Origin of the sequence: Fusobacterium varium (assembly GCA_021531615.1) — a bacterium.
In the GTDB taxonomy this organism is placed as follows: domain Bacteria; phylum Fusobacteriota; class Fusobacteriia; order Fusobacteriales; family Fusobacteriaceae; genus Fusobacterium_A; species Fusobacterium_A varium_C.
In genome coordinates this window covers 1-25,689 of sequence record JADYUE010000013.1, presented here as the reverse complement: position 1 = coordinate 25,689, position 25,689 = coordinate 1, and the positions used below count along the sequence as shown (strand labels likewise).

Annotated in this window: 28 protein-coding genes and 2 tRNA genes; 24 read left to right on the top strand and 6 right to left on the bottom strand. The window is 29.1% G+C overall.

Annotation, left to right across the window (positions count from 1 at the left end; all coding sequences use genetic code 11):
- The first annotated feature begins 40 nt into the window (after nt 1-40).
- The 19 genes from I6E31_06195 (at nt 41) to I6E31_06105 (ending at nt 17,198) form a co-directional block, all read left to right on the top strand.
- Nucleotides 41-1,156: a M20/M25/M40 family metallo-hydrolase gene (locus tag I6E31_06195; GenBank protein MCF2639564.1), complete on the top strand. Its 1,116-nt coding sequence runs from the start codon at nt 41-43 to the stop codon at nt 1,154-1,156.
- Nucleotides 1,150-1,974, top strand: coding sequence for a rod shape-determining protein MreC (gene mreC, locus I6E31_06190; protein MCF2639563.1), 825 nt, complete (start codon nt 1,150-1,152; stop codon nt 1,972-1,974). The genes I6E31_06195 and mreC overlap by 7 nt, the downstream gene beginning before the upstream one ends.
- A complete protein-coding gene (locus I6E31_06185; GenBank protein ID MCF2639562.1) occupies nt 1,974-2,549 on the top strand; it encodes a hypothetical protein in 576 nt (191 codons plus the stop codon). The genes mreC and I6E31_06185 overlap by 1 nt, the downstream gene beginning before the upstream one ends.
- Nucleotides 2,536-3,243, top strand: coding sequence for a DNA repair protein RecO (gene recO, locus I6E31_06180; GenBank protein MCF2639561.1), 708 nt, complete (start codon nt 2,536-2,538; stop codon nt 3,241-3,243). The genes I6E31_06185 and recO overlap by 14 nt, the downstream gene beginning before the upstream one ends.
- A complete protein-coding gene (locus I6E31_06175) occupies nt 3,243-3,716 on the top strand; it encodes a PTS sugar transporter subunit IIA (protein ID MCF2639560.1) in 474 nt (157 codons plus the stop codon). The genes recO and I6E31_06175 overlap by 1 nt, the downstream gene beginning before the upstream one ends.
- A 9-nt stretch (nt 3,717-3,725) precedes the next feature.
- Nucleotides 3,726-4,202 carry a transcriptional repressor NrdR gene (gene nrdR, locus I6E31_06170; protein MCF2639559.1) on the top strand — a complete coding sequence of 159 codons (477 nt, stop codon included), beginning with the start codon at nt 3,726-3,728 and terminating at the stop codon, nt 4,200-4,202.
- The gene (locus I6E31_06165; protein ID MCF2639558.1) at nt 4,203-5,135 is read left to right on the top strand and encodes a methionyl-tRNA formyltransferase; all 933 of its coding nucleotides are present in this window, start codon (nt 4,203-4,205) and stop codon (nt 5,133-5,135) included. It begins immediately after the preceding gene.
- On the top strand, nt 5,136-5,987 hold the full coding sequence (gene folD, locus I6E31_06160) for a bifunctional methylenetetrahydrofolate dehydrogenase/methenyltetrahydrofolate cyclohydrolase FolD (protein ID MCF2639557.1): 852 nt from the start codon (nt 5,136-5,138) through the stop codon (nt 5,985-5,987).
- A gap of 98 nt (nt 5,988-6,085) precedes the next feature.
- Nucleotides 6,086-6,535 (top strand): ACT domain-containing protein, encoded by a 450-nt coding sequence (locus tag I6E31_06155; GenBank protein MCF2639556.1) that lies wholly within the window; start codon nt 6,086-6,088, stop codon nt 6,533-6,535.
- Nucleotides 6,536-6,551: 16 nt separating this feature from the next.
- Nucleotides 6,552-7,016 (top strand): acetyl-CoA carboxylase biotin carboxyl carrier protein, encoded by a 465-nt coding sequence (accB, locus tag I6E31_06150; GenBank protein MCF2639555.1) that lies wholly within the window; start codon nt 6,552-6,554, stop codon nt 7,014-7,016.
- 148 nt (nt 7,017-7,164) lie between these two features.
- Entirely contained in the window at nt 7,165-7,608 is a 444-nt protein-coding gene (locus tag I6E31_06145) for a CBS domain-containing protein (protein ID MCF2639554.1), read from the top strand.
- Between the two features lie 25 nt (nt 7,609-7,633).
- Nucleotides 7,634-8,908, top strand: coding sequence for an HlyC/CorC family transporter (locus I6E31_06140; GenBank protein ID MCF2639553.1), 1,275 nt, complete (start codon nt 7,634-7,636; stop codon nt 8,906-8,908).
- On the top strand, nt 8,901-9,593 hold the full coding sequence (locus I6E31_06135; GenBank protein MCF2639552.1) for a DUF502 domain-containing protein: 693 nt from the start codon (nt 8,901-8,903) through the stop codon (nt 9,591-9,593). Before I6E31_06140 ends, I6E31_06135 begins: the two co-directional genes overlap by 8 nt.
- A gap of 11 nt (nt 9,594-9,604) precedes the next feature.
- A complete protein-coding gene (locus tag I6E31_06130; GenBank protein ID MCF2639551.1) occupies nt 9,605-10,024 on the top strand; it encodes a tetratricopeptide repeat protein in 420 nt (139 codons plus the stop codon).
- An 18-nt stretch (nt 10,025-10,042) separates the two neighbouring features.
- A complete protein-coding gene (locus tag I6E31_06125) occupies nt 10,043-10,555 on the top strand; it encodes an adenine phosphoribosyltransferase (protein MCF2639550.1) in 513 nt (170 codons plus the stop codon).
- Nucleotides 10,556-10,618: 63 nt separating this feature from the next.
- Nucleotides 10,619-12,799 (top strand): bifunctional (p)ppGpp synthetase/guanosine-3',5'-bis(diphosphate) 3'-pyrophosphohydrolase, encoded by a 2,181-nt coding sequence (locus tag I6E31_06120; protein ID MCF2639549.1) that lies wholly within the window; start codon nt 10,619-10,621, stop codon nt 12,797-12,799.
- A 21-nt stretch (nt 12,800-12,820) separates the two neighbouring features.
- Nucleotides 12,821-13,987 (top strand): tRNA guanosine(34) transglycosylase Tgt, encoded by a 1,167-nt coding sequence (gene tgt / locus I6E31_06115; GenBank protein MCF2639548.1) that lies wholly within the window; start codon nt 12,821-12,823, stop codon nt 13,985-13,987.
- 121 nt (nt 13,988-14,108) lie between these two features.
- Nucleotides 14,109-15,866: an adenine deaminase gene (gene ade, locus I6E31_06110; GenBank protein ID MCF2639547.1), complete on the top strand. Its 1,758-nt coding sequence runs from the start codon at nt 14,109-14,111 to the stop codon at nt 15,864-15,866.
- A 24-nt stretch (nt 15,867-15,890) separates the two neighbouring features.
- Entirely contained in the window at nt 15,891-17,198 is a 1,308-nt protein-coding gene (locus I6E31_06105; protein MCF2639546.1) for an NCS2 family permease, read from the top strand.
- A gap of 60 nt (nt 17,199-17,258) precedes the next feature.
- On the opposite strand, the gene I6E31_06100 is transcribed toward I6E31_06105, so the two are convergent.
- Genes I6E31_06100 through I6E31_06090 form a run of 3 tightly spaced genes read right to left on the bottom strand, consistent with a single transcriptional unit; the run spans nt 17,259 to nt 19,148 of the window.
- Complete coding sequence (locus tag I6E31_06100; GenBank protein ID MCF2639545.1) at nt 17,259-17,597, bottom strand: AzlD domain-containing protein; 339 nt, start codon at nt 17,595-17,597, stop codon at nt 17,259-17,261.
- Between the two features lies 1 nt (nt 17,598).
- A complete protein-coding gene (locus tag I6E31_06095) occupies nt 17,599-18,324 on the bottom strand; it encodes an AzlC family ABC transporter permease (protein MCF2639544.1) in 726 nt (241 codons plus the stop codon).
- A 23-nt stretch (nt 18,325-18,347) separates the two neighbouring features.
- Nucleotides 18,348-19,148 carry a Cof-type HAD-IIB family hydrolase gene (locus tag I6E31_06090; protein ID MCF2639543.1) on the bottom strand — a complete coding sequence of 267 codons (801 nt, stop codon included), beginning with the start codon at nt 19,146-19,148 and terminating at the stop codon, nt 18,348-18,350.
- A 183-nt stretch (nt 19,149-19,331) separates the two neighbouring features.
- Here I6E31_06090 and I6E31_06085 point away from each other — a divergent pair.
- Nucleotides 19,332-19,408 (top strand) — tRNA-Pro (locus I6E31_06085).
- A gap of 7 nt (nt 19,409-19,415) precedes the next feature.
- Nucleotides 19,416-19,490: transfer RNA gene (locus tag I6E31_06080), tRNA-Gln, on the top strand.
- A 112-nt stretch (nt 19,491-19,602) separates the two neighbouring features.
- On the opposite strand, the gene I6E31_06075 is transcribed toward I6E31_06080, so the two are convergent.
- From I6E31_06075 to I6E31_06065, 3 genes are all read right to left on the bottom strand, one after another.
- The gene (locus I6E31_06075) at nt 19,603-19,968 is read right to left on the bottom strand and encodes a hypothetical protein (protein ID MCF2639542.1); all 366 of its coding nucleotides are present in this window, start codon (nt 19,966-19,968) and stop codon (nt 19,603-19,605) included.
- A gap of 33 nt (nt 19,969-20,001) precedes the next feature.
- A complete protein-coding gene (locus I6E31_06070; protein MCF2639541.1) occupies nt 20,002-20,424 on the bottom strand; it encodes an SEC-C domain-containing protein in 423 nt (140 codons plus the stop codon).
- A 152-nt stretch (nt 20,425-20,576) separates the two neighbouring features.
- A complete protein-coding gene (locus tag I6E31_06065) occupies nt 20,577-21,077 on the bottom strand; it encodes a PTS glucose transporter subunit IIA (GenBank protein MCF2639540.1) in 501 nt (166 codons plus the stop codon).
- Nucleotides 21,078-21,383: 306 nt separating this feature from the next.
- On the opposite strand from I6E31_06065, the gene clpB reads away from it, so the two are divergent.
- The 3 genes from clpB to I6E31_06050 form a co-directional block, all read left to right on the top strand.
- Nucleotides 21,384-23,957 carry an ATP-dependent chaperone ClpB gene (clpB, locus tag I6E31_06060; protein MCF2639539.1) on the top strand — a complete coding sequence of 858 codons (2,574 nt, stop codon included), beginning with the start codon at nt 21,384-21,386 and terminating at the stop codon, nt 23,955-23,957.
- 394 nt (nt 23,958-24,351) lie between these two features.
- A complete protein-coding gene (locus I6E31_06055; GenBank protein MCF2639538.1) occupies nt 24,352-25,308 on the top strand; it encodes a LacI family DNA-binding transcriptional regulator in 957 nt (318 codons plus the stop codon).
- A 20-nt stretch (nt 25,309-25,328) separates the two neighbouring features.
- The coding region (locus tag I6E31_06050; protein MCF2639537.1) for an ATP-binding cassette domain-containing protein at nt 25,329-25,689 on the top strand (361 nt) is incomplete at its 3' end.

Sequence of the window (25,689 nt, the reverse complement as noted above, 5' to 3'; positions counted from 1 at the left end):
AGGAAAGATAGTATTAAAAAATGGATTATTAGGAGGAGCGATGGTTAATAGAGAGAAGGTAACTTCTAGATTTATAGATATGGTAAAAATTTCATCTCCATCTTTAAAAGAGAGAGAGATAGGAGATTATCTTTTAAAGACTTTAAAAGAGCTAGGGTTAGAAGCTTATGAGGATAATGCAGGAAAGGAAAATGGAGGAAATTGTGGTAATATAGTTGGAATATTAAGAGCTCCAAATAAGAAAAAAGTTCTTTTTAGTTCACATATGGACACAGTATTACCTTGTGACAAAGTAACTCCTATAATAGAAGATAATATTATAAAAACTGATGGAACTTCTGTTTTAGGTGGAGATGACAAAGGTGGAATAGCTGCTATTTTAGAGATGCTTAGAGTGATAAAAGAAAATAATCTTGATCATCCAGAAATTATAGTTGTTTTCTCTATTGCTGAAGAGATAGGACTACGTGGTGCTAGAGCTTTTGAAATAGAAAAATACTCACCAGATTTCTCTTATATTCTTGATTCAAGTGGAAAACCAGGGGAAGCAATAGTTCAAGCTCCTCATTCTGCAAAGGGAGAGATAAAAATTATTGGTAAACCAGCTCATGCAGGAATAAATCCAGAAGATGGAATAAATGCCTTTACAGTAGCTGCTCATGCTGTATCAAAATTAAGATTAGGAAGAATTGACAAGGAAACAACTTCAAATATTGGTATAGTAAAAGGTGGAGAAGCTGTAAATATAGTTATGCCAGAAATCTCAATGATGTATGAGGCTAGAAGTTTTGATGGGGAAAAACTTGATAATCTATTAAAAGAAACTAACGATATTTTTGAAGAAGTTGCAAAAGAGTTTGGAGCTAAAGTAGAAAATAAAGTAAAAAAAGGTTATGCAGGATTTAAATTAAATGAAGATTTAGAAATAATTAATCATTTGAAAAAAGCTTGTGAAAAAATCAATTTAAAATGTGAATTAAAATCTTCTGGTGGTGGAAGTGATGCTAATGTGTATAATGCTAAAGGTTATGTTGCTGTAAACTTAGCTGTGGGAATGTCAAAAGTACATACAACAGAAGAGTATATTCAAATAGATGATTTAGTTGAGATGTCTAGATTAGCACTTGAAATAATAAAGGAATTAGCTAAATGTTAAAAAATGATAAAACTTCAGGAAAAAAAACAAAGATACTTATTTTATTTATTTGTATAATTTTAATTTTATTTTTTTTTAGAGGTGTAATTAATAATGTAGTAGATGAAGCTGGAACAATTTTCTTTCCAATTCAAAAAACTATATACAATACAGGTAATTATTTCAAAGAAACTTCTTATGCAGTTACAGAGTATAAACATATTCTAGAAGAAAATAAAAGATTAAAAAATGAAAATGTTAAATTAGATATGGCAATAGAGTTTAATAAAACTTTAGTTGAAGAGAACAAAAGGTTACAAGAATTACTTAAAATGAAAGAAACAGTGCCTTTAGATTTAAGAGTAGCCAAAGTGAATTTTAGAAGTCCAAGTAATTTATATGAGAGATTTTATATAAATTTGGGTACAAAAGATGGAATGCAAAAGAATATGATTGTTTTAGCAGGAAAGACACTTATTGGAAAGATAGGTAAAGTTTATGAAGATTACTCTTTAGTTGATATGGTTACAGGAGAAAATTTCAATTTAAGTGTTTTAACTGAAAGTCAGATGCTTGGAATAGCTAAGGGTAGTGACGAAGGAACTGGAGAACTATATTTTGAGCCAAATACTTTTGAAAATACGCTTCAATTAGGAGAAAAGGTATATACTTCTGGAATAAGTGAGATCTATCCAAAGGGATTATATGTAGGTTATATCTCTGAAATTGACCAAGATGAGAGCCAAATCTTTAGAAGTATAAAGATAAAAACAGACTTAGATATTTTAAATCTGAATGAAGTACTTGTAATAGTTCCAAAGGAAGAAAAGGAGAAATAGTGAAAAAATTATTAATCTTACTTTTTTTATTGATGACAACATTAACTTTATCTAAAGAAAAAAGTATTTCAGATATAAAAACTCTTGAATTTTTAACAAAAGAGGAGATTATATTAAATAAAGAGAATAGAAAAACAGAATATAATATTAAATTTCAAATCCCAGATAAGATTAAAAAAGAGATAGTTATTCCTGAATTGAATAAGGGAGAGATATATATTTACAACCAAAATGAAAAAATAGTGTATTTACCATTGTTTGGACAAGTAACACATGAAAAGGTAAATGCTGATGAAAATAGAATAATTAAGGTTATAAACTATATCTTTGAACAGGAAAAGGAAAATGAAGATTTTAGAAAAAAATACTATGCTTCTAAAATAGGAGAATTGATTTTAGAAGATGGAATAAAAATCAAATTTGAAAAATTTAGTAAAGTAGATGGGTATCTATTACCAGTATCTTTTAAAATTTATGATAAAGATATAAAAATTGGTGATATAAAGATAGAAGGGTATAAAATAAATCCTAATTTTTCTAAAGAGGAGTTTATACTAAATAATGAAACTATTTGATTGTAGAGGAATAATAATAAATAAAAGTGATTTTGGAGAGGCAGATAGATATATTACAATTTTTACAGAGAATTTTGGAAAGATAAGTGTTTTGTTAAAGGGAATTAGAAAAAGCAAAACCAGAGAACAAAGTTCAGCTGATGTATTAACTCTTTCAAAATTTACCTTTTATAAAAAGGGAGAAAATTTTATACTGACTAATATTTTAACTTTAGATGCTTACAGAGAGATTAAAGAGAATATAGAGAATCTATATATTAGTTTGTATTTTCTATCTATTTTAAATTCAATACTTGTTGAAAATAATAGAAAAAAAACTCTATTTAGTATAACTGAAAAAACTCTGAATTTTTTAAAAGATAATAATGATATGAAAAAAAATTATATTTTAATTATCTTTTATTTGTATACTTTAGTAAAAGAAGAGGGATTAAATTTTAGCTTAGGAAATGGAGAGTTTTTCTCCTTTGAAGGAAATGGATTTTTTCAAGAGGAGAAAAGGTATTCATATAAAGTTAATAAGATAGAGAAAGAGATAATTGAAAAAGTTGTTAATAAAAGGATAAAAGATATAATCAATGGCGAATATCCTTTAAAAGATATAAAAAATGTAACACTCCTTTTTGAAAGATATTTAAACTTTCATCTAGGAACAGAATTTAAATTAAAAAATTATTTAATGGGGGTAGAATAATGATCAATGTTGTAAAAATTACTGATTATATGTCAGAAGATTTAATATCTCTTAAATTAAAATCAAAAAATAAGGATGATGTTTTAATGGAACTAGCAGATCTTATTGCTGTTTCTCCAGATGTTCATAATGAAGAAAATGTTATTTATAAAGCATTAATTGAAAGAGAAAAATTAGGTAGTACAGGAATTGGAAAGGGAGTAGCAATTCCACATGCTAAAACTGATGCTGCTGATAGACTGACAATAGCTTTCGGAATAAGTAAAGAGAAGATAGATTTTAAATCATTGGACAATGAAAGTGTAAACATATTTTTTGTTTTTGCTTCTCCAATGAAAGATAGCCAAGTGTATTTAAAAGTATTAGCTAGAATATCAAGGCTTATAAGAGAAGAGGAGTTTAGAAATGAGCTATTAGCTTGCAAAACACCAGCTGAGGTAATAGAGTGTATAAATAAAAAAGAAACTGTATAGGTGAGGAAGATGAAGTGTCCATTTTGTAATTCAGAAGATACAAAAGTAATTGACAGTAGATCGTTTATGGACGGGTATTCAATCAAAAGACGTCGTGAATGTATTAAATGTGAAAAAAGATTTACAACTTTTGAAAAGGTAGAGGAAACTCCTCTTTATGTTGTAAAAAAAGACAAAAGAAGAGACAAATTTGATAGAAATAAATTGATGAGAGGACTTGTCGCTGCTACAGTTAAGAGAAATATAAGTAGAGAAAGTTTAGAAACATTTGTTCTAGAGATTGAAAAAAATATTCAAAACTCTTTAAAAGCTGAGATTACAACAAAAGAACTTGGAGAGATGGTAATGGAGAAATTGAAAAAAATTGACCAAGTTGCCTATGTAAGATTTGCTTCAGTATATAAAGAGTTCAAAGATATAAAATCTTTTATTGAAATAGTAGAAGATATAAATAAAGATAATAATAAAGATAAAAAGGATGATTAAATGAGAATATTATTTATGGGAACTCCAGATTTTGCAGTTCCATGTTTTGATATTTTAAATAAAGAGTATGATATAATAGGAGCTTTCACTAAAGTTGATAAGCCTAATATGAGAGGGAAGAAGATAAAATATACTCCTGTAAAAGAGTATGCTTTAGCTAATAATATCCCTGTATATCAACCAAATAGTTTAAAGACAGAGGAAACATATAATCTTATAAAAGAGTTAAATCCAGATTTAATAGTAGTTGTTGCCTATGGAAAAATCATTCCAAAAGAGATAATAGAACTACCTAAATTAGGGATTATAAATGTTCACTCTTCACTTCTGCCAAAATATAGAGGAGCAGCTCCAATAAATGCTGCTTTGATACATGGAGAGGAGAAAACAGGGGTAAGTATAATGCATATAGCTGAGGAGTTAGATGCTGGAGATGTTATTCTTACTGGAGAAACAGAGATTACTGATGAGGATACATTCTTAACTCTTCATGACAGATTGATGGAGATAGGAGCTGAAAAATTACTAGAAGCAGTTAAATTAATAGAGAAAGGTGAAGCTCCAAGAACAGTTCAAAATCACTCTGAAGCTACATTTGTAAAACCTTTTAGAAAAGAGGATTGTAAAATTAATTGGAATTTAACAGAGAGAGAGATTTTTAATATGGTAAGGGGAATGAATCCATTTCCAAGTGCTTATACTATGTTAGATGATAAGATATTCAAAATCTATGGAGTAAAAGAAAACTTCAAAAAGTATGAAGATGGAGAAGTTGGAGAGATTGTAGATACAATTAAAGGAAAAGGTGTAGTTGTAAAAACTGGTAATGGAAGTGTTATTCTTACAGAGGTTAAACCAGAAAATAAAAAGCTTTTAAGTGGAGCTGATATTTTAAATGGTAATATTTTGAAAAAGGGAGATAAGTTTAATTAAATGATACTAGATGGAAAAAAGACTTCTTCTCAGATAAAAGAGGAGATAAAAGAAGAGCTTAAAAAAATAAAAGAAAAGATAGGGAAAGTTCCAGGACTAGCAATAGTTTTAGTAGGGGAAAATCCTGCTTCTAAAATATATGTAAATTCTAAAATTAAAGGTTGTGCAGAGTTAGGATTTGAAAGTTTTGCACATTATCTTCCTGAAAATGTAACTGAAGAAGATCTTTTAAATGTTATAAGAGATCTAAATGCTGATGAAAAAGTAGATGGTATTTTAGTACAACTTCCTCTTCCTAAACATATAGATGAGAAAAAAGTAGTTGAAACAATAGCTTTCTCAAAAGATGTAGATGGATTTAAACCAGAAAATATGGGGTTACTTTTCTTAGGAGATAAAAACTCTATAAAACCTTGTACTCCTTCTGGAATAGTTGAACTATTTAAAAGATATGAATTAGAAGTAGAAGGAAAAGATGTTGTAATAATAGGAAGAAGTAATATTGTAGGGAAACCTATGGCAGGATTTTTCATAAATGAGGGAGCAACAGTAACTATATGTAATAGTAAAACAAAAAATCTAGCTGAAAAATTAAAAGGGGCAGATATTATTGTAGCAGCTATGGGAGTAGCAAAATTTGTAAAAGCTGACATGGTAAAAGATGGGGCTGTTATCATTGATGTAGGAATAAATAGAACAGCAGAGGGACTTTTTGGAGATGTAGATTTTGAAAATGTAGCTCCAAAATGTAGCTGGATAACTCCTGTTCCTGGAGGGGTAGGACCAATGACTGTAGCTATGCTTTTTAAGAATACACTATCTGCATTTAAGAGAAATAAGAAACTTGTATAAATATTTGTGGAGGGATAGAAGCAATGAAAATTACTAATAAAAAGAAAATTGGTACAGAAAAAAAAGAAGCTGAAAAATATGATTTAGAAGAGATAAAAATAGATCCAGCAGGGAAGAGAGAGTTTTACATAGTAGACAAGAGAATACTGCCTAACTCTATTCAAAGTGTAATCAAAGTTAATGATCTTGTTCAACATAGCAAAATGTCAAAATATGAAGCTATAAAAAAAGTAGGAATAAGTAGAAGTACTTACTACAAATATAAAGATTATATCAAACCATTTTTTGAAAGTGGAAAAGATAAGGTATTCAGTATTCATATGTCACTTATAGATAAACCAGGAATACTTGCTAAGATATTAGAAATCATTGCAACTGAAGATATGAATATACTAACTATAGTTCAAAATATAGCTATAGATGGAGTAGCAAAATCAACAATCTCTATCCAAACAACAGAAAATATGTTAAGAAAAATAGAGGGAATGCTTGAGAGAATAACTGAAGTTGATGGAGTAAAAGAGTTAAGAATTATAGGAAGTAACTAAAAAATTGGAGGAAAAGATGAAAATAGATTTAAAAATGATAAAGGACTTAGCAGAAAGTATTGAAAAGTATAATTTAAATGAAGTGGTAGTTGAAAGTGAAGGGGCAAAGGTAACTTTAAAAAAAGAGAATAAAGTAGTTCAACCAGAACAAGTTATAGTGGCTAAAACTCCAGCAGTTACAGCAGCTGTTGACTTTGTTCAAGAGGAGGTAGCTCCAAAACAAGAGGAAGTTAAGGAAGAGGTAGAGGGAGAAGTTATTACATCACCAATGGTAGGAACATTCTATAAATCTTCAGCTCCAGGAAACCCACCATTTGTAGCTGAGGGACAAAGTGTATCTTCAGGAGAAACTTTATGTATAATAGAAGCTATGAAATTAATGAATGAAGTAAAAGCACATAAAAATTGTACTATAGTAAAAATCCTAGTAGGAGATGGAGAACTTGTTAAAAAAGGAGACAAGTTATTTGTAATAAAATAAAACCAGATTTTCTGGTTTTAATTTTATTTTAAATGAAAAAAGCCAGTTTTGTAGTATAATATAATGTTATTATTTTACTAAAATACAAGGGTAACAATTATTGTATTTTAAATAAATATGTGATAATATTATAAAGGTGGAGGTTATTATGAAGAAAGTAAGAGATGTAATCAATAGAGAGGTTCAAACAATAACAAGAGAAACATTAGTTGGAGAGATAGTTTCAATAATGAAAGAGAAAAGATTGGGAAAATTACCAGTTTTAGATGGAGAGAAAATTGTTGGAGTAGTAACTAGAGATGACATTTTAGTAAAACAAGGAAAATCACCAGTGCCACCAGTAATAGCTTTTTGGGAAATAATGATAGCTTTACCAAATAGCAAAGGGTTTAAAGAAAAAATGAAAAAATTTATATCATTTAAAGCTGAAGATATAATGGAAAAAGACTTCTATACTGCAGATATAGATGCTGACTTAGAAGGAGTAGTAAGTGAGATGTTGGATAAGGGATATAATTATGCTTTAGTTTTAGAAAATGAAAAATTAGTTGGAATAGTCACTAAGAGTGACTTAATAAATAAATGTTATTAAAAATAAGGAAGGTGTATGAGTAGAAGTGGACACGTATCAAAATATTGTGTTGCTTGTGGGTTTAATTTTATTGTCAGGTTTTTTCTCAGCTTCTGAGACTGCTTTAACTTCTTTTAGAAGTATTCATTTAGAGAAGTTAGAGGATGGGAAGCATGAAAAACAGGTTAGTCTTTTAAAAAAATGGTTGAAAAATCCAAATGAGATGCTTACTGGATTATTATTGGGAAATAACATAGTAAACATTTGGGCTTCTTCAATAGCAACAGTTGTAACTGTAAATTTAATGGGAAATTCAAGTAAATCTGTAGCTATCGCCACTATTATTATGACTATAATAATACTAATTTTTGGAGAGATCACTCCAAAGATTATAGCTAAAAATCAATCTTTGAAGATAGCTGGAGTGGTAATAGTAATAATTTATTGGTTCAGTTTTATAGCTAAACCTATTATTAAGATACTTATTGGAATTTCTAAATTTATAGGAAGAATGTTAGGTATTGATTTAACAGATGAAACATTGATGATAACAGAAGAGGATATAATCTCTTTTGTAAATGTTGGTGAAGCTGAAGGTGTAATAGAAGAGGATGAAAAAGAGATGATTCATTCTATAGTTGGGTTTGGAGAAACTACAGCTAAAGAGGTAATGACACCTAGAACATCAATGCTTGCATTTGAAGGAAGCAAGACTATTGATGATGTTTGGTATGAGTTAATAGATAATGGTTTTTCAAGAATTCCAGTATATGAAGATACTATTGATAATATAATAGGGGTATTATATATCAAAGATATTATGAATAGCTTAAAAGATGGAAATACTAATGTGCCTATTAAAAACTTTATAAGACCTGGATATTTCGTACCAGAAACAAAATCTATAATAGAGATTTTAAAAGAGTTTAGAACATTGAAAGTTCATATTGCTCTTGTACTTGATGAGTATGGTGGAATAGTGGGACTTCTAACTATTGAAGATTTGATAGAAGAGATAGTTGGAGAAATTAGAGATGAATTTGATACAGAAGAGGAAGAATTTATAACTCAAATAGATGAAAATAGTTATGAAGTAGACGCTATGATAGATATAGAAACTTTAGACAAAGAGTTAGATATAAAACTTCCAGATTCAGATGATTATGAAAGTTTAGGTGGGCTTATTATCACTGAGCTTGGTAGAGTAGCTAGTGTAGGAGATGAGCTTACAATAGATGGAGTAAAATTAAGAGTTTTAGAAGTAAATAAAATGAGAGTTTCTAAAGTATACATTGAAAAGGAGCAAACACTAGATGATTAAACATTTAAAGAATTATTTTTATGCAGGTCTTTTTTCACTGCTACCTTTAGTATTGACAGCATATATTTTTAATTGGATAATGGGACTTGTATTAATAGTTTTAAATGATTCTTTTGTAACTATAATTATAAAAAATATAATTTTAAATCTTGTGGGAGAAGAGGATTATATCTTCTATTTTCAAATTTTGACATACATATTATCTTTAATAACTATGATAATGTTTATATGTATTGTTGGTTTTACTTTGAAACTTGTGTTTTTTGCTAAAATTGCAAAAAAAGCAAAACAATTTTTAGGCAAGATACCTTTTATTAATCAAATTTATTCAACAATTAGTCAAATAATAGATATTGTAAAATCTGATAGATCAACTACTTATCAAAAGGTAGTAGCTGTGGAGTATCCTAGAAGAGGAATATATAGTATAGGATTTTTAACAGCTGATAAAAATGAAACTTTAGAGAGAGCAACAGGGATAGAAAAAATGTATAATATTTTTATTCCAACATCTCCAAATCCAACATCTGGAATGTTTATAATTGCTAATGCTAAAGATGTACATATATTAGATATTAAAATAGATGATGCAGTAAAACTTATAATTTCAGGTGGAGTTATTACTCCTGAAAAACATGGAATAAAAGATGAAGAGAATGAATTAATTGAAAATAATGAAAAATAGGGGTAGTAGTAATGATAAAAATCTTACTAATATTATGTTTAATATTTTGTGTAGGTTGTTCAAACTCTAATTCAAAAGAGGAAAAATATAGTTTTATTAAAGGGATAAATCTCTATCAAAAGGGAAAGAAAAAAGATGCTTTAAAAGAGTATAAAAAAGCTTATGAGATAAACTCAAAAAATATAGTAGTTATAAAAGAGATAGCCTTTTTATCCTATGAATTAGGAGATGTAAATTCAGCTATTGATTTTTATGAAGAAGCTTATAAATTAGATCCTAGTGATAAAGATGTGGTAAAAAACTTAGTAAATCTATATTATTCAAAGGGAGATCTTGAAAAAAGCAGAGAGTATTTAGAAAAGATTTCAGATATAAAAGATGACGATATTTTAAAATTAAAGAGAATGTTATTACATAAAGAAGAAATTTAGAAATTAAGGGGAGATAGAATGAATTTAAAGAATTATGTAAAATCAATAGAAAATTTTCCAAAAGAGGGAATAATCTTTAGAGATATAACTCCTTTAATGCAAGATGGAAAGGCATATAAAGAAACTATAAATAGATTAGTTGAATTTGCAAAAGAGAAAGAAATAGATGTTGTAGTAGGACCAGAAGCTAGAGGGTTTCTTTTTGGATGTCCAGTAGCAACAGAATTAGGAGTAGGTTTTGTTCCAGTTAGAAAACCTGGAAAATTACCAAGAGAAGTAATAGAGTATTCATATGATTTAGAATATGGTTCAAATGTTTTAGCTATGCATAAAGATGCTATAAAGCCAGGACAAAGAGTATTGATAGTTGATGATCTTTTAGCAACAGGGGGAACTATTGAAGCTGTAATAAAATTAGTTGAAGCTTTAGGTGGAGTTGTTGCAGGGCTAGGATTTTTAATTGAACTTGAAGAATTAAAAGGAATAGAAAAATTAAAAAACTATCCTGTTTTGGCTTTAATGAAATACTAAAGATTAAAGGCGGCAGAGATGTCGCCTTTTGTTAAAAATTTAATAAGGAAAAGAGGAAATTTTATGAACTATTGGGAAGAAATTGTAAATCAGATAAATAAGAACAATTTAAAAGTAGATCTTGAAAAAATAAAATTAGCTCTATGTTTTGCAGAAGAGTGTCATGAGGGACAATACAGAAAATCTGGAGAAGATTATATTATGCACCCAGTAGAAGTTACAAAAATCCTCATTGATATGAAAATGGATACAGATACCATAGTAGCTGGTATTTTACATGATATAGTTGAAGATACAATGATAACTTTAGCAGATATTAAATATAATTTTGGAGATACAGTAGCAACTCTTGTAGATGGAGTTACAAAATTGAAAAATCTGCCAAATGGAACAAAAAAGCAAGATGAAAATATTAGAAAGATGATTCTTGCTATGGCTCAAAACTTGAGAGTTATCATTATAAAACTAGCAGATAGACTTCATAATATGAGAACAATGAAGTATATGAAACCAGAGAAGCAAATCTCTATATCTCAAGAAACCCTTGATATATATGCACCTCTTGCTCATAGATTAGGGATAGCCAAAATAAAATGGGAGCTTGAAGATCTATGTTTAAGATATCTGAAGCCAGATGAGTATACACATATAAAAAGTTTAATAGATAGTAAAAGAGCTGAGAGAAGTGAGTATATAGAAAGTTTTATAAAAACAATAGTAAAACTTCTTCATGATACTGGTATCAAGGGAAATGTTAAAGGAAGATTTAAACATTTTTATAGTATATATAAAAAGATGTATGAAAAGGGAAAAGAGTTTGATGATATCTATGATTTAATGGGGATAAGAATAATTGTAGATACAGAGGCTGAATGTTATAATACTTTGGGAGTTATTCATAGCCACTTTAGACCAGTTCCAGGAAGATTTAAAGATTATATAGCAGTTCCTAAATCAAATAACTATCAATCAATTCACACTACAATTGTAGGACCACAAGGTAAATTTATTGAAATTCAAATTAGAACTGAAGAGATGGACAAGGTTGCTGAAGAAGGGGTAGCAGCACATTGGAGTTATAAGGAAAAAACAAAGGTAACAAAGGGCGATCAAATCTATGGTTGGCTTAGAAATATACTTGAGCTTCAAAATGAGGCTGAGGATACACAGGACTTTATAAAAAGTGTAACTGAAGATATAATGAATGAAACAGTATTTGTTTTCTCACCAAAAGGGGATATTTTAGAGTTACCACAGGGAGCGACACCTCTTGACTTTGCTTTTGCTATTCATACTCAAATAGGGTGTAAATGTGTAGGAGCTAAGGTAAATGGAAAAATTGTTACTTTGGATTATAAACTTCAAAATGGAGATAGAGTTGAGATTATAACTGCTAAAAACTCAAAAGGACCAGCAAAAGATTGGTTAGATATAGTAGTTACTCATGGAGCTAAAAGTAAGATTAGAAAACTTTTAAAAGACTCTATAATGGAAGAAACAATAAAAATTGGAAGAGAAAATCTTGAAAGAGAGTTAGGAAAATTGGGAATCTCTCTTAAAGAGATGGAAGAAGATCCAATTATAAAGAAACATATGGAAAAGAATAATATCAATAATTTAGATGAATTTTATTTCCATGTGGGAGAAAAGAGAAGTAAGATAGATGTTATTATTAAAAAATTAAGAACAAGAATTGAAAAAGAGAGAGCTATTTCAAATATAAACATAGATGAACTTATGGAGAAGAAAAAAGAGAAGGAAAAAAGTTCAGCTGGTAAAAATGATTATGGAATAGTTATAGATGGAGTAAATAATACTTTAATTAGATTTGCGAGATGTTGTACTCCTCTTCCTGGGGATGAGATAACAGGATATGTTACAAAATTAACAGGAATAACAGTTCATAGAAAAGATTGTAAAAATGTTCAAAATATGATAGCTCACGACCCTACAAGAGAGATAGCTGTTGCTTGGGATAAAAGCTTGATAGCTAAAAAACTTAATAAATATAAGTTTACTTTTAATGTTCTTGTTTATGATAGACCAAATATTTTATTAGATCTAATGAATGTAATAGCAAATCATAAGATAAATTTAGTCTCTGTTAATTCAAATGAGATAACAAAAAACGGAGATAAATATATAAATCTAAAACTTACTATTGAGATAAGTGATAAGAGTGAATATAAATATCTATTGAACAACCTATTAAAATTAAAAAATGTAATTTCAGTAGATAGATAAAATAAAAAGATAGGAGAATATATGACAAAAAAATTACCTGTAACATATGAGCTAGAAGTTAAACAGGGAAAAGCTAGAGCAGGAAGAATAACAACTCCACATGGAGTAATTGAAACACCTGTATTTATGCCTGTAGGAACACAAGCTACTGTAAAAACAATGACACCAGAGGAGTTAGAAACTATAGGTTCTGAAATAATCTTAGGAAATACATACCACCTTTATTTGAGACCTAGTGATGAGTTGATAGCAAAATTTGGTGGACTTCATAAATTTATGAATTGGAACAAACCTATTTTAACAGATAGTGGAGGTTTCCAAGTATTTAGTTTAGGAGCTTTAAGAAAGATAACTGAGGAGGGAGTAAAATTTAGTTCTCATATAGATGGTTCTAAACATTTCCTTTCTCCTGAAAAATCTATCAGTATTCAAAATAATTTAGGCTCTGATATAGTTATGCTATTTGATGAATGCCCACCAGGACTTTCTACAAGAGAGTATATGATACCGTCAATAGAGAGAACAACAAGATGGGCTAAAAGATGTATAGAAGCTCATAAGAGACCTGATGAACAAGGATTATTTGCTATAGTTCAAGGTGGAATATATGAAGATCTAAGAGATAAGAGTTTAAATGAGCTTATGACTATGGATGAAAGTTTCTCTGGATATGCAATAGGAGGGTTAGCAGTTGGAGAGCCTCGTGAAGATATGTATAGAATATTGCATCATATTGTAGAGAAATGCCCAGAGAATAAACCTAGATATCTTATGGGAGTAGGAGAACCATTGGATATGTTAGAGGCTGTTGAAGCTGGAATAGATATGATGGACTGTGTACAACCTAGTAGAATAGGTAGACATGGAACAGTATTTACAAAATATGGTAGACTGGTTATAAAAAATGCTGCTTATGCTGAAGATGATAGACCTCTTGATGAGGGATGTGACTGCTATGTATGTAGAAACTATACAAGAGGGTATATAAGACATCTATTTAAAGCAGAGGAGATTTTAGGGCAAAGATTAGCTACATATCACAATCTTTATTTCCTATTAAAACTTATGAAAAATGCTAGAAAAGCAATTATTGATGGAAACTTCAAAGAGTATAAAGATGAGTTTATAAAAAACTATCAAATGGGGAAAAAATCAGAGTGGCTACAACCTAAAAAAATAGGAGAATAACATGAAATTAACTGTACTTAAAATTTTTAAGTACAGTTTTTTTATAAAATTATTTACCTTTTTTCTATTTTAATATATAATATGTTTTTAAAAATACACTAAAATAATAAGGGGGAATATTATGGATAAGATAGAGAGAAGAAAACTTATAGAAGTTGCTTTAGGAAAGAGAGAAGCTACACTGAAAATTGAAAATGCTAATTTAATAAATGTTTTTTCTGGAGAAATCTACTTAGCTAATATATATATTTATAATGAATATATAGCAGATGTTGTAGAGTGTGAAAGAGATACAATGAAGCCAGCTGAAAAAATTATTGATATAAAAGGAAAATATCTTGCACCAGGCTTTATTGATTCTCATCTTCATATAGAGAGTAGTCACCTTACTCCATATCACTTTGCTGAGGCAGTTATACCAAAAGGAACTACAACTATAATAGCTGATCCCCATGAGATAGGAAATGCTTTGGGAGAAAAGGGAGTAGATTATATGTTGGAAGCTTCAGAAAATTTACCAATGAATCAATACTTTCTAATTCCATCTTGTGTTCCATCAGTTGTTGGTTTAGAAACAACAGGGGCAGAGTTTGATGCTGATATAATTGATAAGATGTTGGACAAAGATAGAGTTCTTGGGCTTGGAGAGGTAATGGATTTTGTAGGAGTTATCAATTCAGATAAGAGAATGGAAGATATAATTGATGTAGCTTATCAAAAAGATAAATTTCTTCAAGGACATGCTCCAGAGGTTGTAGGTTCAGATCTATCAGCATATTTATGTGGAGGACCTGTATCTTGTCACGAGGTAAGAGATGGGGTTCATGCTAAAGAGAAGATAAGAAAAGGGATGATAGTAGATGCTAGAGAAAGTTCACTATCGAAGAATATAACATCTATTGTTGAAAATATAAAGGGATTTAAATCTCCAAGAAACTTTACTCTTTGTACAGATGATAGAGAACCAAAAGACATTCTTGAGAAAGGACATATAAATGATTGTGTGAGAATAGCTGTAAAAGCTGGACTTGATCCAATAGAAGCTATTAGAGCAGTGACACTTAATGCAGCTCAAGCTTATCATTTAGAGAAAATTGGTGGAATAGCACCAGGATATTTTGCTGATATGGTAATTTTTGACAATCTTCAAGATTATAATGTTGAAAAAGTATTTTACAAAGGAAAATTAGTAGCTGAAAATGATGAGATGGTTGTTTCTATTCCTAAACCTACTCTTGAGTTGGAAAACTATAATAGTGTAACAATTAAAGACTTTACTGAGGAAGATTTTAAAATTAAAGCTCCTATTGATAATGGAACTATGGAAATTGTAGGAATGGAGTATCTAAGCAGAAGTAGATCTGTAACAAGAAAAAAACTGTTTACAGTTCCAGTAAAGAATGGATATATTGAGCTTGAAGGAACAGAACTTAACTTTGTTGCAATTTTAAATAGATATCCAGATAATGATAATATTGCTCTTGCTGTTGTAGAGAATTTCTATTTAGCTAAAGGAGCAGTGGGAACAACTTATTCACATGATTCACACAATATGACTATTATATTTAATAATGCTAAAGATGCAGTAGCTGTTTCAAAAAGAATAGCAGAGATTGGTGGTGGAGTTGTAGTAGTAGAGGATAGTAAAGTTGTAGATGAAGTTCTATTCCCAATAGCTGGAATGCTTTCTAAAAAATCTGCTCAAGAGTTAAGTAAGGATATTTTCAGAATGAATAATCTTCTTAAACAATATGGTATTGAAACTGCTAGTCCTATTACAAGACCTAGTACTCTTGCTCTAATAGTTATACCAGAGGTAAAAATGAGTGATATAGGACTTATAGATGTAATAAATCAAAAGATTATTAAACAATTTTAATATTATTAGGAGGAAAAGAAAAAGATGCAGAACAAAGAGAAAAGCTTTCTAGATAGATATTTTTGTCTATCAGAGAGAAAAAGCAACATCAAAGTTGAATTTGGTGGAGGATTGGCTACATTTATGACAATGTCATATATATTGATAGTTCATCCTCTAATTATGAAAAATGCAGGAATGCCAATGAAAGAGGTATTTACTGTAACAGCTCTAATGTCAGCTATATTTACATTATTTATGGGGCTTTATGCTAAACTTCCTTTTGCTTTAGCACCAGCTATGGGAAGTAATGCCTTTTTAGCTATGACATTAGTAGGAAGTGGAGCTGTTACTTGGCAACAAGGTTTAGCTATGAACTTTGTGTCAGGTATAATATTTGTTTTAATGTCTGTATTTGGAATTAGAGAGGTAATTGTAAAGTTTTTACCAAAAAGTTTAAAGTTAGGAATAGGAGCAACAGTAGGAATATTTCTTATTGAACTTGGATTTAAAAATGGTAGCCTTATGAAAGTGGCAAATGGTTCTATTGCAATAGGAGATATTAAAAATCCTGCTGCTATTACAGCTATTTTTGGAATATTTATAACAGCTATACTTATAGCTAGAAAAGTTAAGTGTGATATGTTATTGGGGATAATTGCAGCTACAATTATTGGAATCCCTCTTGGAATAACTAAGATACCTGAAAGCTTTATTGCTCTTCCAACAGGAATAGGGGAGATAGCATTTAAACTAGATTTTTCTAATATTTTAAGTATAAAAGTTTTACCTATACTATTTGTTTTCTTTGTTGGAGATTTCTTCTCAACATTGGGAACGTTATTAGGAGTATCTGAAAAAGCTGGACTTCTTGATGAAAATGGAGATTTACCAAATATTCAAAAACCTTTCCTTGTAGATGCTCTAGGAACAGTAGTTGGAGCTTTATGTGGAACTACTACAATAACTACATTTGTAGAATCTGCTGCTGGGGTAGGAGCAGGGGGAAGAACAGGACTTACTGCTGTATTTACAAGTATCTTCTTTTTTATAAGTCTGTTTTTAAGTCCATTAGCTTTAATGGTTCCAGCAGCTGCAACAGCACCTGCACTTATTATAATGGGAATATTGATGTTAAGTGGATTAAAAAATATAGAGTATGATAATTTTACTGAGTCATTCCCAGTATTTTTCATGGTAGTTGCAACAGCTTTTACTAATAGTATCTCTAATGGAGTTGGAGCTGGAATTATTTCATATGTTATAGTTAAAGTTGGGGCTGGAAAATATAAAGAGGTTGGTATAGGACTTTATATTCTTGCTGCTATTATGGTATTCTATTTTATTAATTAATAAAAAAATAGGGCTAATAAATTCTAATTAAGAATTTATATAGTCCTATTCTTATAATTATCAAATAAAAACTTTTTGAAGTAGTATCATGTAAAAAACTGTTCCCCCAAGAATACTCATAAGAGTTTGTCTTTTCCAAACATGGAGAACAACAACCATAATAACAGCTAAAAATTCAGGAGTTCCATAGGGAGCAACTGTAAATTTAATATCTTTTAAACAAAATATGATTAAAATTCCTATAACAGCAGGTGGAAGAACTTTACCTAAATACATCATAAAATTTTCAATAGTTTTATTTCTCTTACTTAAAACAATAAAAGGAAAGGCTCTTAAAAAATATGAAGTCACTCCAACTGCTAATATTATACTTAAAGAATACCAAAAATTAATCTTCATACTATTTTACCCCCTTATTTTTATTTTGTTCCATATCTTTTTCCAATTTAGTTTTTAAAAGAATTAAAACTATTATTATCATAAAAATAGAAGGAATAAGCATATTTTTAGGTCCGAAAATTAAAAGAGATACAGCTCCTATTACTATTCCTAAGATATTAGGTATTTTAGTTGAGAAAGTAAGGAATTGATCAACAAAAATAACAATAAAGAGAGCAGTCATAGCAAATTCCATTCCTTGACTATTGAACTTTATTAAAGAACCTAACAAAGCACCTAAAACACAACCTATTACCCAATAACTATGACATAAAATTCCAATTGCAAGGAAAAATTGCTTTCTGTTTACTCCTAATGGGGTTTTTGCTGAACACATAACAGCATAAACCTCATCAGTAAGAATATGAATCATATATGGTCTTACTTTTCTCATTTTTTTAAAGAAATCTATAAAAGATATACCATATAAAGAGTATCTTGCGTTAACTATTAAAGTAGTTACTATAGTTTCAATTATTCCAGCCCCACCTGTTAAAAGGTTAAGAAGAACAAATTGCATAGAGCCTGAAAATAAAAACAAGCTTATAAAGAAAGCCCAAATAAAATTATAACCTGCTTTTTCACACAACAAACCAAAAGCCATACCTACGGAAATATACCCAAAGAGAATAGGTATAGTTTCTTTAAATGCCCCTTTGAATGCTCTTGCTAGATTTCTTTTTTTCATAATGTATCTCCCCTTGTTTTAAATTATAAAAAAATCTTTTTTAAATACTCTGCCACTCCATCTTCACTATTTGGTTTTGCTATTTTATTATTTGGTAAAAGCTCTTTTAATCTAGGATTGCAATTTCCCATTAAAACTCCTTCACCTACACTTTTTAACATCTCATAGTCATTTAAACCATCACCAAAGGCGATAATCTCCTCTTTTTTTAGCCCTAATTGAGGCATTAGTACATTTGTAATAGCATGTCCTTTTGAGACATCTTTATTCATAACCTCTAAACAAATAGGTAGTGAAAGTGTTACATTAGTTCTATCTCCAAATTTTTCTATTAATTCTTTTTCTAATTTACTTATCTTTTTTTCATCATTATGAATATAGAAAAATTTTATTATCTCTTTTCCATGTAGTTTAGAAAAATTTGTAACTGTATATGTAAAGCCAGATTCTTTGTGATAATCATGGGCTTCTTCTAAAGGAATCTCTAAATACCAATTATCTTCTAAATATACATCTTTATGAATTTCAGGATCAATTTCAGTATTAAAAATCTCTTCACTTAGCTCTTTAGAAATATCATCTTTAAAAATTATATTGTTCTTTTCATCATGAATTCTAGCTCCATTAGAGCTTATTAAGTAAGATTTTAACCCTAACATATCTTTAAACTTTAGAGCATCAGTATGGTGTCTCCCTGTGGCTATAAAAAACTTAACTCCTTGAGCTGTGATTTTTTTAATAGTATCAATTGTATTTTTAGATATTGTATGTTCTGGATTTAAAAGAGTTCCATCTAAATCACAAACAATAGCTTTAAACTTCATATTCTCCTCCTGTAATTATTTTTTAGCACTTTATTTATAAGTATACCATTTATATAAATAAAAATAAACATATTATTGAAGTAAATTAAAAAATTATATAAATTTAATTTTTTTTGAATTTTTTTTAAAAATATATTGACTTATTTTAGAAAATATGGTATTATAATTTTTGTCAAGAAAAGTCGGAATATAGCGCAGTCCGGTAGCGCATCTGCCTTGGGAGCAGAGGGCCGCAAGTTCGAATCTTGCTATTCCGACCATTATTGTTGGGCTGTCGCCAAGCGGTAAGGCAACGGACTTTGACTCCGTCATGCGCTGGTTCGAATCCAGCCAGCCCAGCCACTTATAATGAATTTAACTCCTTAAAATAGGAGTTTTTTTATTTTTTGTGTAACCAGATAACTGAGTAAATACAAAAATAAAAAGCTCTTTATTTCTAAAGAGCTTTTTAATATTAGTATCTATATGTTTTTTTATCATTTTTAATTCCAGAAGTATCAAGTTCAAGTTTTATTAACTTATATCCATTTCCTAAATTAGAACTGATAGCTTTGTCAATTTCATTACTTATTTTTTTAGCATACTCATCATAGTTAGCAGTATTGACTTCAGAACCCATAGCAAATTCAACATCCACTTCTACAGCCTTGTCATGTTCAATATCTACCTCTATCTCTTTTACGTTTATTTTCTTATTTTGTTCTAACACAGGAAAATTTTTATACAGTTCACTTGTTAAAATAGCTTCCTCTCTATCAAAATCTCCAGCAAATGCCATTGTTGATAAGATTCCAAATAAACCAAACAATATTTTTTTCATTTAAAATCCTCCTTTTATGTTGAGAATAAATTTTTATTTACCACAACATTTTTTATATTTTTTACCACTTCCACAAGGACAAGGATCATTTCTTCCAACTTTGTTTTCATTTATTCTTGTAGAAGTTATAGGCAACCATTTTTGATAAAACCAAACTCCATTTTTCTTAACAAAATAACTTCTTTCATGGTGGACTATTGTTTTTCCATTTTCAATATAAGTAGCTTTAAATTCTACAATTCCATCTTTATCATCTTCTCCACCTTTAGTAGTAGAAATTATTTCAAGACCTAACCATTGAGATTCTCTAGCCCATTTTTCACACTCTGCCCAATCAATACCTTCAGTATTATCAGGATCATGGCTCTCTTTTATAAACTCCATATCACATGTTTCATAAGCATGATATCTTGCTCTCATAAGTTCTTCAGCTGTTTTTATCTCATTTAATTTCATTCTTTTCCCTACCTCATTTATATTATACTAAAAAATTTTATAAAATCTTTTTTATTTTATAAATTTATTTTATACTTTTTTTATCTACATTGCAAGAAATTTTTAATATAAAAAGTGGTTATTATATTCAAATAACCACTTAAAAACTCAATTTATTTTTTTAATTTAACTCTCATAATAAGGTCTCCAACTTTTACATCTTTACCTTTTGCAACTACATCTATCTCTTCAACAGCATCCATATTATTTATAATAACAGGAGTTTTTACAGATGGAGCTTTACTTTTTATAAGTTCAAGATCATACTCTACAAGTTTATCTCCAACACTAACATTGCTTCCATCTTCAGCTACTCTATTGAATCCCTCTCCTTTTAAAGATACAGTATCAATTCCAAAGTGAACAATCATTTCTAACCCATTTGGAGTTTCAAAGCTTGTAGCATGGTTAGTTTCAAATATTGTGATCTCCCCAGCTACTGGAGCATATACAGCACCTTCAGCAGGGTCAATAGCACATCCATCTCCAACCATTTTTTGAGCAAAAGCTGGATCAGGAACTTCACTTAGATCAATAACTTTACCATTTAATGGTGAATAGATTTCAAACCATTCTTCCTCTTTCTTTTTCTTAAAAAAATCAAATAATCCCATATTTTTCCTCCCTAGTATCATACTAAATATAATACTTTTATTTTATCCTTAATAATATTATTTCATATTTTCTTAAATAAATCAATATTTTATTAAATATTATCTGGTTGAATAAAAAACAGAAATATTTTTTTTGTAAAAGGAAAGTAACGAAAATGGAGTAATAATAATATAGATTGAAAAAGTTACAAAAAATGTTTGAAAATAGTTGACAAAAAATTAAAAGTGTTCTATAATCAGAATATACAAAATAGTTATCATTACAAATTAGTTATTGTTATTCGATTGAGGAGGAGGTTTGGTTTTATGAATCAAAATAAATTTACAGAAAATTCATTACTTGCTTTAAGTGAAGCACAAGCTTTGGCAATGAAATTTAGACAACAAAGTATAAAACCTGAATTCTTGGCTCTTGCTCTCTTGAAAAATAGTGAAGGGCTTATTCCAAGAATAATGGAAAAGCTTGAACTTAATCTGAACTATATAATAGGACAGATAGAGAACGAAGTTAATAAATTTCCTAGAATTGAAGGAAATAATTTAGGAGATGTAACTTTAGATCAAAGTACTCATAGAGTGCTTATTGAAGCAGAAAATCTTATGGAAAAACTTGGTGACTCTTATATCAGTGTAGAACACCTATTCTGGGCTTTGATAAAAGAGATGCCACTATTAAGAAAACTTGGAATTGATGAAAAAAAATATGAAGCTGCAGTAAAAGAGATTAGAGGAAATCAAAAAGTTGATTCTCAAAATCCTGAAGCAACATATGAAGTTCTAGAAAAATATGCAAGAGATTTAGTTGAACTTGCTAGAAAAGGTAAAATTGACCCAATTATAGGTAGAGATAGTGAGATAAGGAGAACAATTCAAATTATTTCAAGAAGAACTAAAAATAACCCTATTTTAATTGGTGAACCTGGGGTAGGTAAAACTGCTATTGCTGAGGGACTTGCTCAAAGAATATTAAATGGTGATATTCCAGAATCATTAAAAGGTAAAAAACTATATTCTCTAGATATGGGAGCTTTAATTGCAGGAGCTAAATTTAGAGGAGAATTTGAAGAGAGATTAAAAGGTGTACTAAAAGAAGTTGAAAGTTCAAATGGAAATATAATCCTATTTATTGATGAAATTCATACAATAGTAGGAGCAGGTAAAACTGATGGAGCAATGGATGCTGGAAATATATTAAAACCTATGCTTGCAAGAGGAGAGGTAAGAGTAATTGGTGCTACAACTATTGATGAGTATAGAAAATATATTGAAAAAGATGCTGCTCTTGAAAGAAGATTCCAAATAGTTATGGTAGATGAACCAACTGTTGAGGATACTATCTCTATTTTAAGAGGACTTAAAGAAAAATTTGAGATGTATCATGGAGTAAGAATTTCAGACTCTGCTATTGTATCAGCTGCAACATTAAGTAATAGATATATTGCTGATAGACAACTACCAGATAAAGCTATTGACTTAATTGATGAAGCTGCTGCTATGATAAGAACAGAGATTGATTCAATGCCAGCTGAACTAGATGAACTTACTAGAAAAAGTATGCAGTTAGAAATAGAAAAAGAAGCATTGAAAAAAGAAACAGATCAAGGATCTAAAGATAGATTGGAAATTCTTGAAAAAGAATTAGCTGAAATTAACTCTAAAAAATCTCTTTTAAAATCTCAATGGGAACTTGAAAAGAGAGATATTACAAAGGTAAAAGAGTTAAAAGAGGAAGCTGAAAAAGTAAAACTTGAAATGGAACAAGCTGAAAGAAATTACGATTTAAGTAAACTTTCAGAATTAAAATATGGAAAATTAGCATCTATTGAAAAAGAGATAAAAGAACAACAAGCTAAACTTGATGCTACTTATGGAAGTAGTGGACTTTTAAAACAAGAGGTTACAGCTGATGAGATAGCAGATATTGTTTCAAAATGGACAGGTATTCCAGTAGCTAAATTAGCTGAAAGTGAAAAAGAGAAAATCCTTAACCTTGAAAACTCATTGAAAGAGAGAGTAAAAGGACAAGATGAGGCAGTAAAAGCAGTTGCTGATACTATGATTAGATCAAGAGCTGGACTTAAAGATAAAAATAGACCTATGGGATCATTTATATTCCTTGGACCTACAGGGGTAGGTAAAACTTATCTTGCAAAAACTCTTGCTTACAATATGTTTGACAATGAAGATAATGTAATTAGAATAGATATGAGTGAATACATGGATAAATTCTCAACTACTAGATTAATTGGTGCACCTCCAGGATATGTAGGTTATGAAGAAGGTGGACAACTTACAGAGGCTGTAAGAACTAAACCTTATTCAGTAATACTATTTGACGAGATTGAAAAAGCTCATCCAGATGTATTTAATATCTTATTACAAGTGTTAGATGATGGTAGATTAACTGATGGACAAGGAAGAATAATCGACTTTAAAAATACTCTTATAATTATGACTTCAAATATTGGTAGTCAACTTATTTTAAAAGATATTACTCTTAAAGATGAAACTAAAGAGAAAGTTTTAGATCAATTAAAAGCTAATTTCAGACCTGAATTTTTAAACAGGGTTGATGAGATAATTATATTTAAAGCTTTAGATTTAGCATCTATAAAAGATATAGTAAGACTATCTTTAAAATCTGTAGAGGAAAAATTAAAAGACAGATATATTCAACTTAACTTCAGCGAACCAGTTGTTGAGTATTTAGCAACTAATGCTTATGATCCACAATATGGAGCAAGACCACTTAGAAGATATATTCAAAAACAATTGGAAACTTCTCTTGCAAAACTAATTTTATCAAATAAAATTAAAGAGAGAGATAAAGTTGATGTTGTTCTAGAAAATGGAGAGATAGAATTTAAAGTTCAACAATAGATTCAAGAATAAAAAATAATTGATATATTTAAAATAGCGAATTAAAAACTACATCCAAAGTCTTAGAGATAAGATAGAGGGTGTAGTTTTTTTATTAACTATAATAGTTATCAGAAACTAAAAAAGTTAATAAATTAAACTTTTATAAGATATATTAAAATAAAAAGTTTCTTTTATTTTAAAGAAAAATAATATTAAGAAAATCAACAAAACTATCTTATTTACCTAAAAATTTTATAATTTTTACATAAAAATTTAAAATAAAGTGTATGTATTTTAAACTATAACAACTAAAAAAGAAGTAATCTTTTTAAAAATAACTTGACTGACTAAGAAAAATATGATACTTTCTAAATAAGTTGAATACGTATGCAAAACAAGGAAGTTGAAAAAAATGAAAAAGTTAACAATGAAAGATATTGGAATTTTAGCTAATGTATCTCAATCAACAGTATCGAGAGTATTGAGTAATCATCCAAATGTAAAAAAAGAGGTTAGAGAAAGAGTTTTAAAATGTATAGAGGAAAATGAATTTTCTCCAGATATAAATGCAAAAATTATGAGAGGAGAAAGTGCAAAGATTTTAGGATTTGTATCAGCTGGATTTGATAACCCATATTATTTAGAGATGGTTGGATTTGTAGAGAGAGAAGCTAGAAGAAGAGGGTATAGTGTAATAGTAATGAACTCTGAAGATGATGAGGATCTTGAAAAATATCATTTTAAAGAACTAATGACGAGACATGTAGATGGAATAGTAAGTGCACCAGTATCTTTAAAAAATCTGAAGTTTCTAAAAAACAATAAATTTCCTTTTATTGTGCTAAATGAGAATATAGATTGGGTAGATAGTTTTTATACAGTTTTAGCCAATGGAGGAAAAGAGGTAGCAAAATATTTTAAAGAAAAAAAATTTACTAAAGTAGGATATATAGGTGAAAACAGATCTGAAAAATATAGAGGATTTTTAGAAGAGATAAATTCAGATAGAATAATTAATAATATAGAGGATAACGTTACTTTTGGTTTAGAAAAAGATTTAAGAAAGGTTATAAAGAGAGAGGTAAAAAAAATAAATTTAGATTGTGAAGCTTTCTTTTTTTCAAGTGATACAATTGCATTTATTTTTTTAGAAGAAGCTGAAAAGCTAGGAATCTCTTTAGAGGGTAAAACCTTAGTGGCTTTTGATAACACAATAATTTCAAAAGTTTTAAAAATTTCAAGTGTAGAGCAACCAATGGAACATTTAGTAGAAAAAGGTTTAGATTTATTGCTGGAAAAGGTAAAGAAGAATATTAAGTTAGAAGAGGTTTATAATATTGGATTAGATCCTAAATTAATTATAAGATAAAAAGATGAATTGGAGGAGAAATGGCAGAGGTAATATTAAAAAAAGTTGAAAAACAATATCCAAATGGATTTAAAGCAGTACATGGTATTGATTTAGACATTAAGGATGGAGAATTTATGGTTTTTGTAGGACCTTCTGGTTGTGCTAAGTCAACTACCCTTAGAATGATAGCTGGTCTTGAAGAGATTACAGGTGGGGAAATCTGGATAGGAGACAAATTAGTTAATGATCTTCCACCAAAAGATAGAGGAATTGCAATGGTTTTCCAAAACTATGCACTATATCCTCATATGACAGTTTATGATAATATGGCTTTTGGATTAAAAATGGCTAAAACTCCAAAAGATGAAATAGATAGAAGAGTTAGAGAGGCAGCAGAAA

Bases quoted from the DNA above. Each gene is read 5' to 3' on its own strand.
- I6E31_06070 (MCF2639541.1), bottom strand. From the start codon at position 20,424: ATGAAATTAAATGAGATAAAAACAGCTGAAGAACTTATGAGAGCAAGA.
- I6E31_06095 (MCF2639544.1), bottom strand. From the start codon at position 18,324: ATGAAAAAAAGAAATCTAGCAAGAGCATTCAAAGGGGCATTTAAAGAA.
- I6E31_06175 (MCF2639560.1), top strand. From the start codon at position 3,243: ATGATCAATGTTGTAAAAATTACTGATTATATGTCAGAAGATTTAATA.
- tgt (MCF2639548.1), top strand. From the start codon at position 12,821: ATGACAAAAAAATTACCTGTAACATATGAGCTAGAAGTTAAACAGGGA.
- folD (MCF2639557.1), top strand. From the start codon at position 5,136: ATGATACTAGATGGAAAAAAGACTTCTTCTCAGATAAAAGAGGAGATA.
- I6E31_06055 (MCF2639538.1), top strand. From the start codon at position 24,352: ATGAAAAAGTTAACAATGAAAGATATTGGAATTTTAGCTAATGTATCT.
- I6E31_06195 (MCF2639564.1), top strand. From the start codon at position 41: ATGGTTAATAGAGAGAAGGTAACTTCTAGATTTATAGATATGGTAAAA.
- clpB (MCF2639539.1), top strand. From the start codon at position 21,384: ATGAATCAAAATAAATTTACAGAAAATTCATTACTTGCTTTAAGTGAA.
- accB (MCF2639555.1), top strand. From the start codon at position 6,552: ATGAAAATAGATTTAAAAATGATAAAGGACTTAGCAGAAAGTATTGAA.
- I6E31_06075 (MCF2639542.1), bottom strand. From the start codon at position 19,968: ATGAAAAAAATATTGTTTGGTTTATTTGGAATCTTATCAACAATGGCA.
- ade (MCF2639547.1), top strand. From the start codon at position 14,109: ATGGATAAGATAGAGAGAAGAAAACTTATAGAAGTTGCTTTAGGAAAG.
- I6E31_06065 (MCF2639540.1), bottom strand. From the start codon at position 21,077: ATGGGATTATTTGATTTTTTTAAGAAAAAGAAAGAGGAAGAATGGTTT.
- nrdR (MCF2639559.1), top strand. From the start codon at position 3,726: ATGAAGTGTCCATTTTGTAATTCAGAAGATACAAAAGTAATTGACAGT.
- I6E31_06090 (MCF2639543.1), bottom strand. From the start codon at position 19,148: ATGAAGTTTAAAGCTATTGTTTGTGATTTAGATGGAACTCTTTTAAAT.
- recO (MCF2639561.1), top strand. From the start codon at position 2,536: ATGAAACTATTTGATTGTAGAGGAATAATAATAAATAAAAGTGATTTT.
- I6E31_06125 (MCF2639550.1), top strand. From the start codon at position 10,043: ATGAATTTAAAGAATTATGTAAAATCAATAGAAAATTTTCCAAAAGAG.
- I6E31_06145 (MCF2639554.1), top strand. From the start codon at position 7,165: ATGAAGAAAGTAAGAGATGTAATCAATAGAGAGGTTCAAACAATAACA.
- mreC (MCF2639563.1), top strand. From the start codon at position 1,150: ATGTTAAAAAATGATAAAACTTCAGGAAAAAAAACAAAGATACTTATT.
- I6E31_06165 (MCF2639558.1), top strand. From the start codon at position 4,203: ATGAGAATATTATTTATGGGAACTCCAGATTTTGCAGTTCCATGTTTT.
- I6E31_06120 (MCF2639549.1), top strand. From the start codon at position 10,619: ATGAACTATTGGGAAGAAATTGTAAATCAGATAAATAAGAACAATTTA.
- I6E31_06100 (MCF2639545.1), bottom strand. From the start codon at position 17,597: ATGAAGATTAATTTTTGGTATTCTTTAAGTATAATATTAGCAGTTGGA.
- I6E31_06105 (MCF2639546.1), top strand. From the start codon at position 15,891: ATGCAGAACAAAGAGAAAAGCTTTCTAGATAGATATTTTTGTCTATCA.
- I6E31_06135 (MCF2639552.1), top strand. From the start codon at position 8,901: ATGATTAAACATTTAAAGAATTATTTTTATGCAGGTCTTTTTTCACTG.
- I6E31_06130 (MCF2639551.1), top strand. From the start codon at position 9,605: ATGATAAAAATCTTACTAATATTATGTTTAATATTTTGTGTAGGTTGT.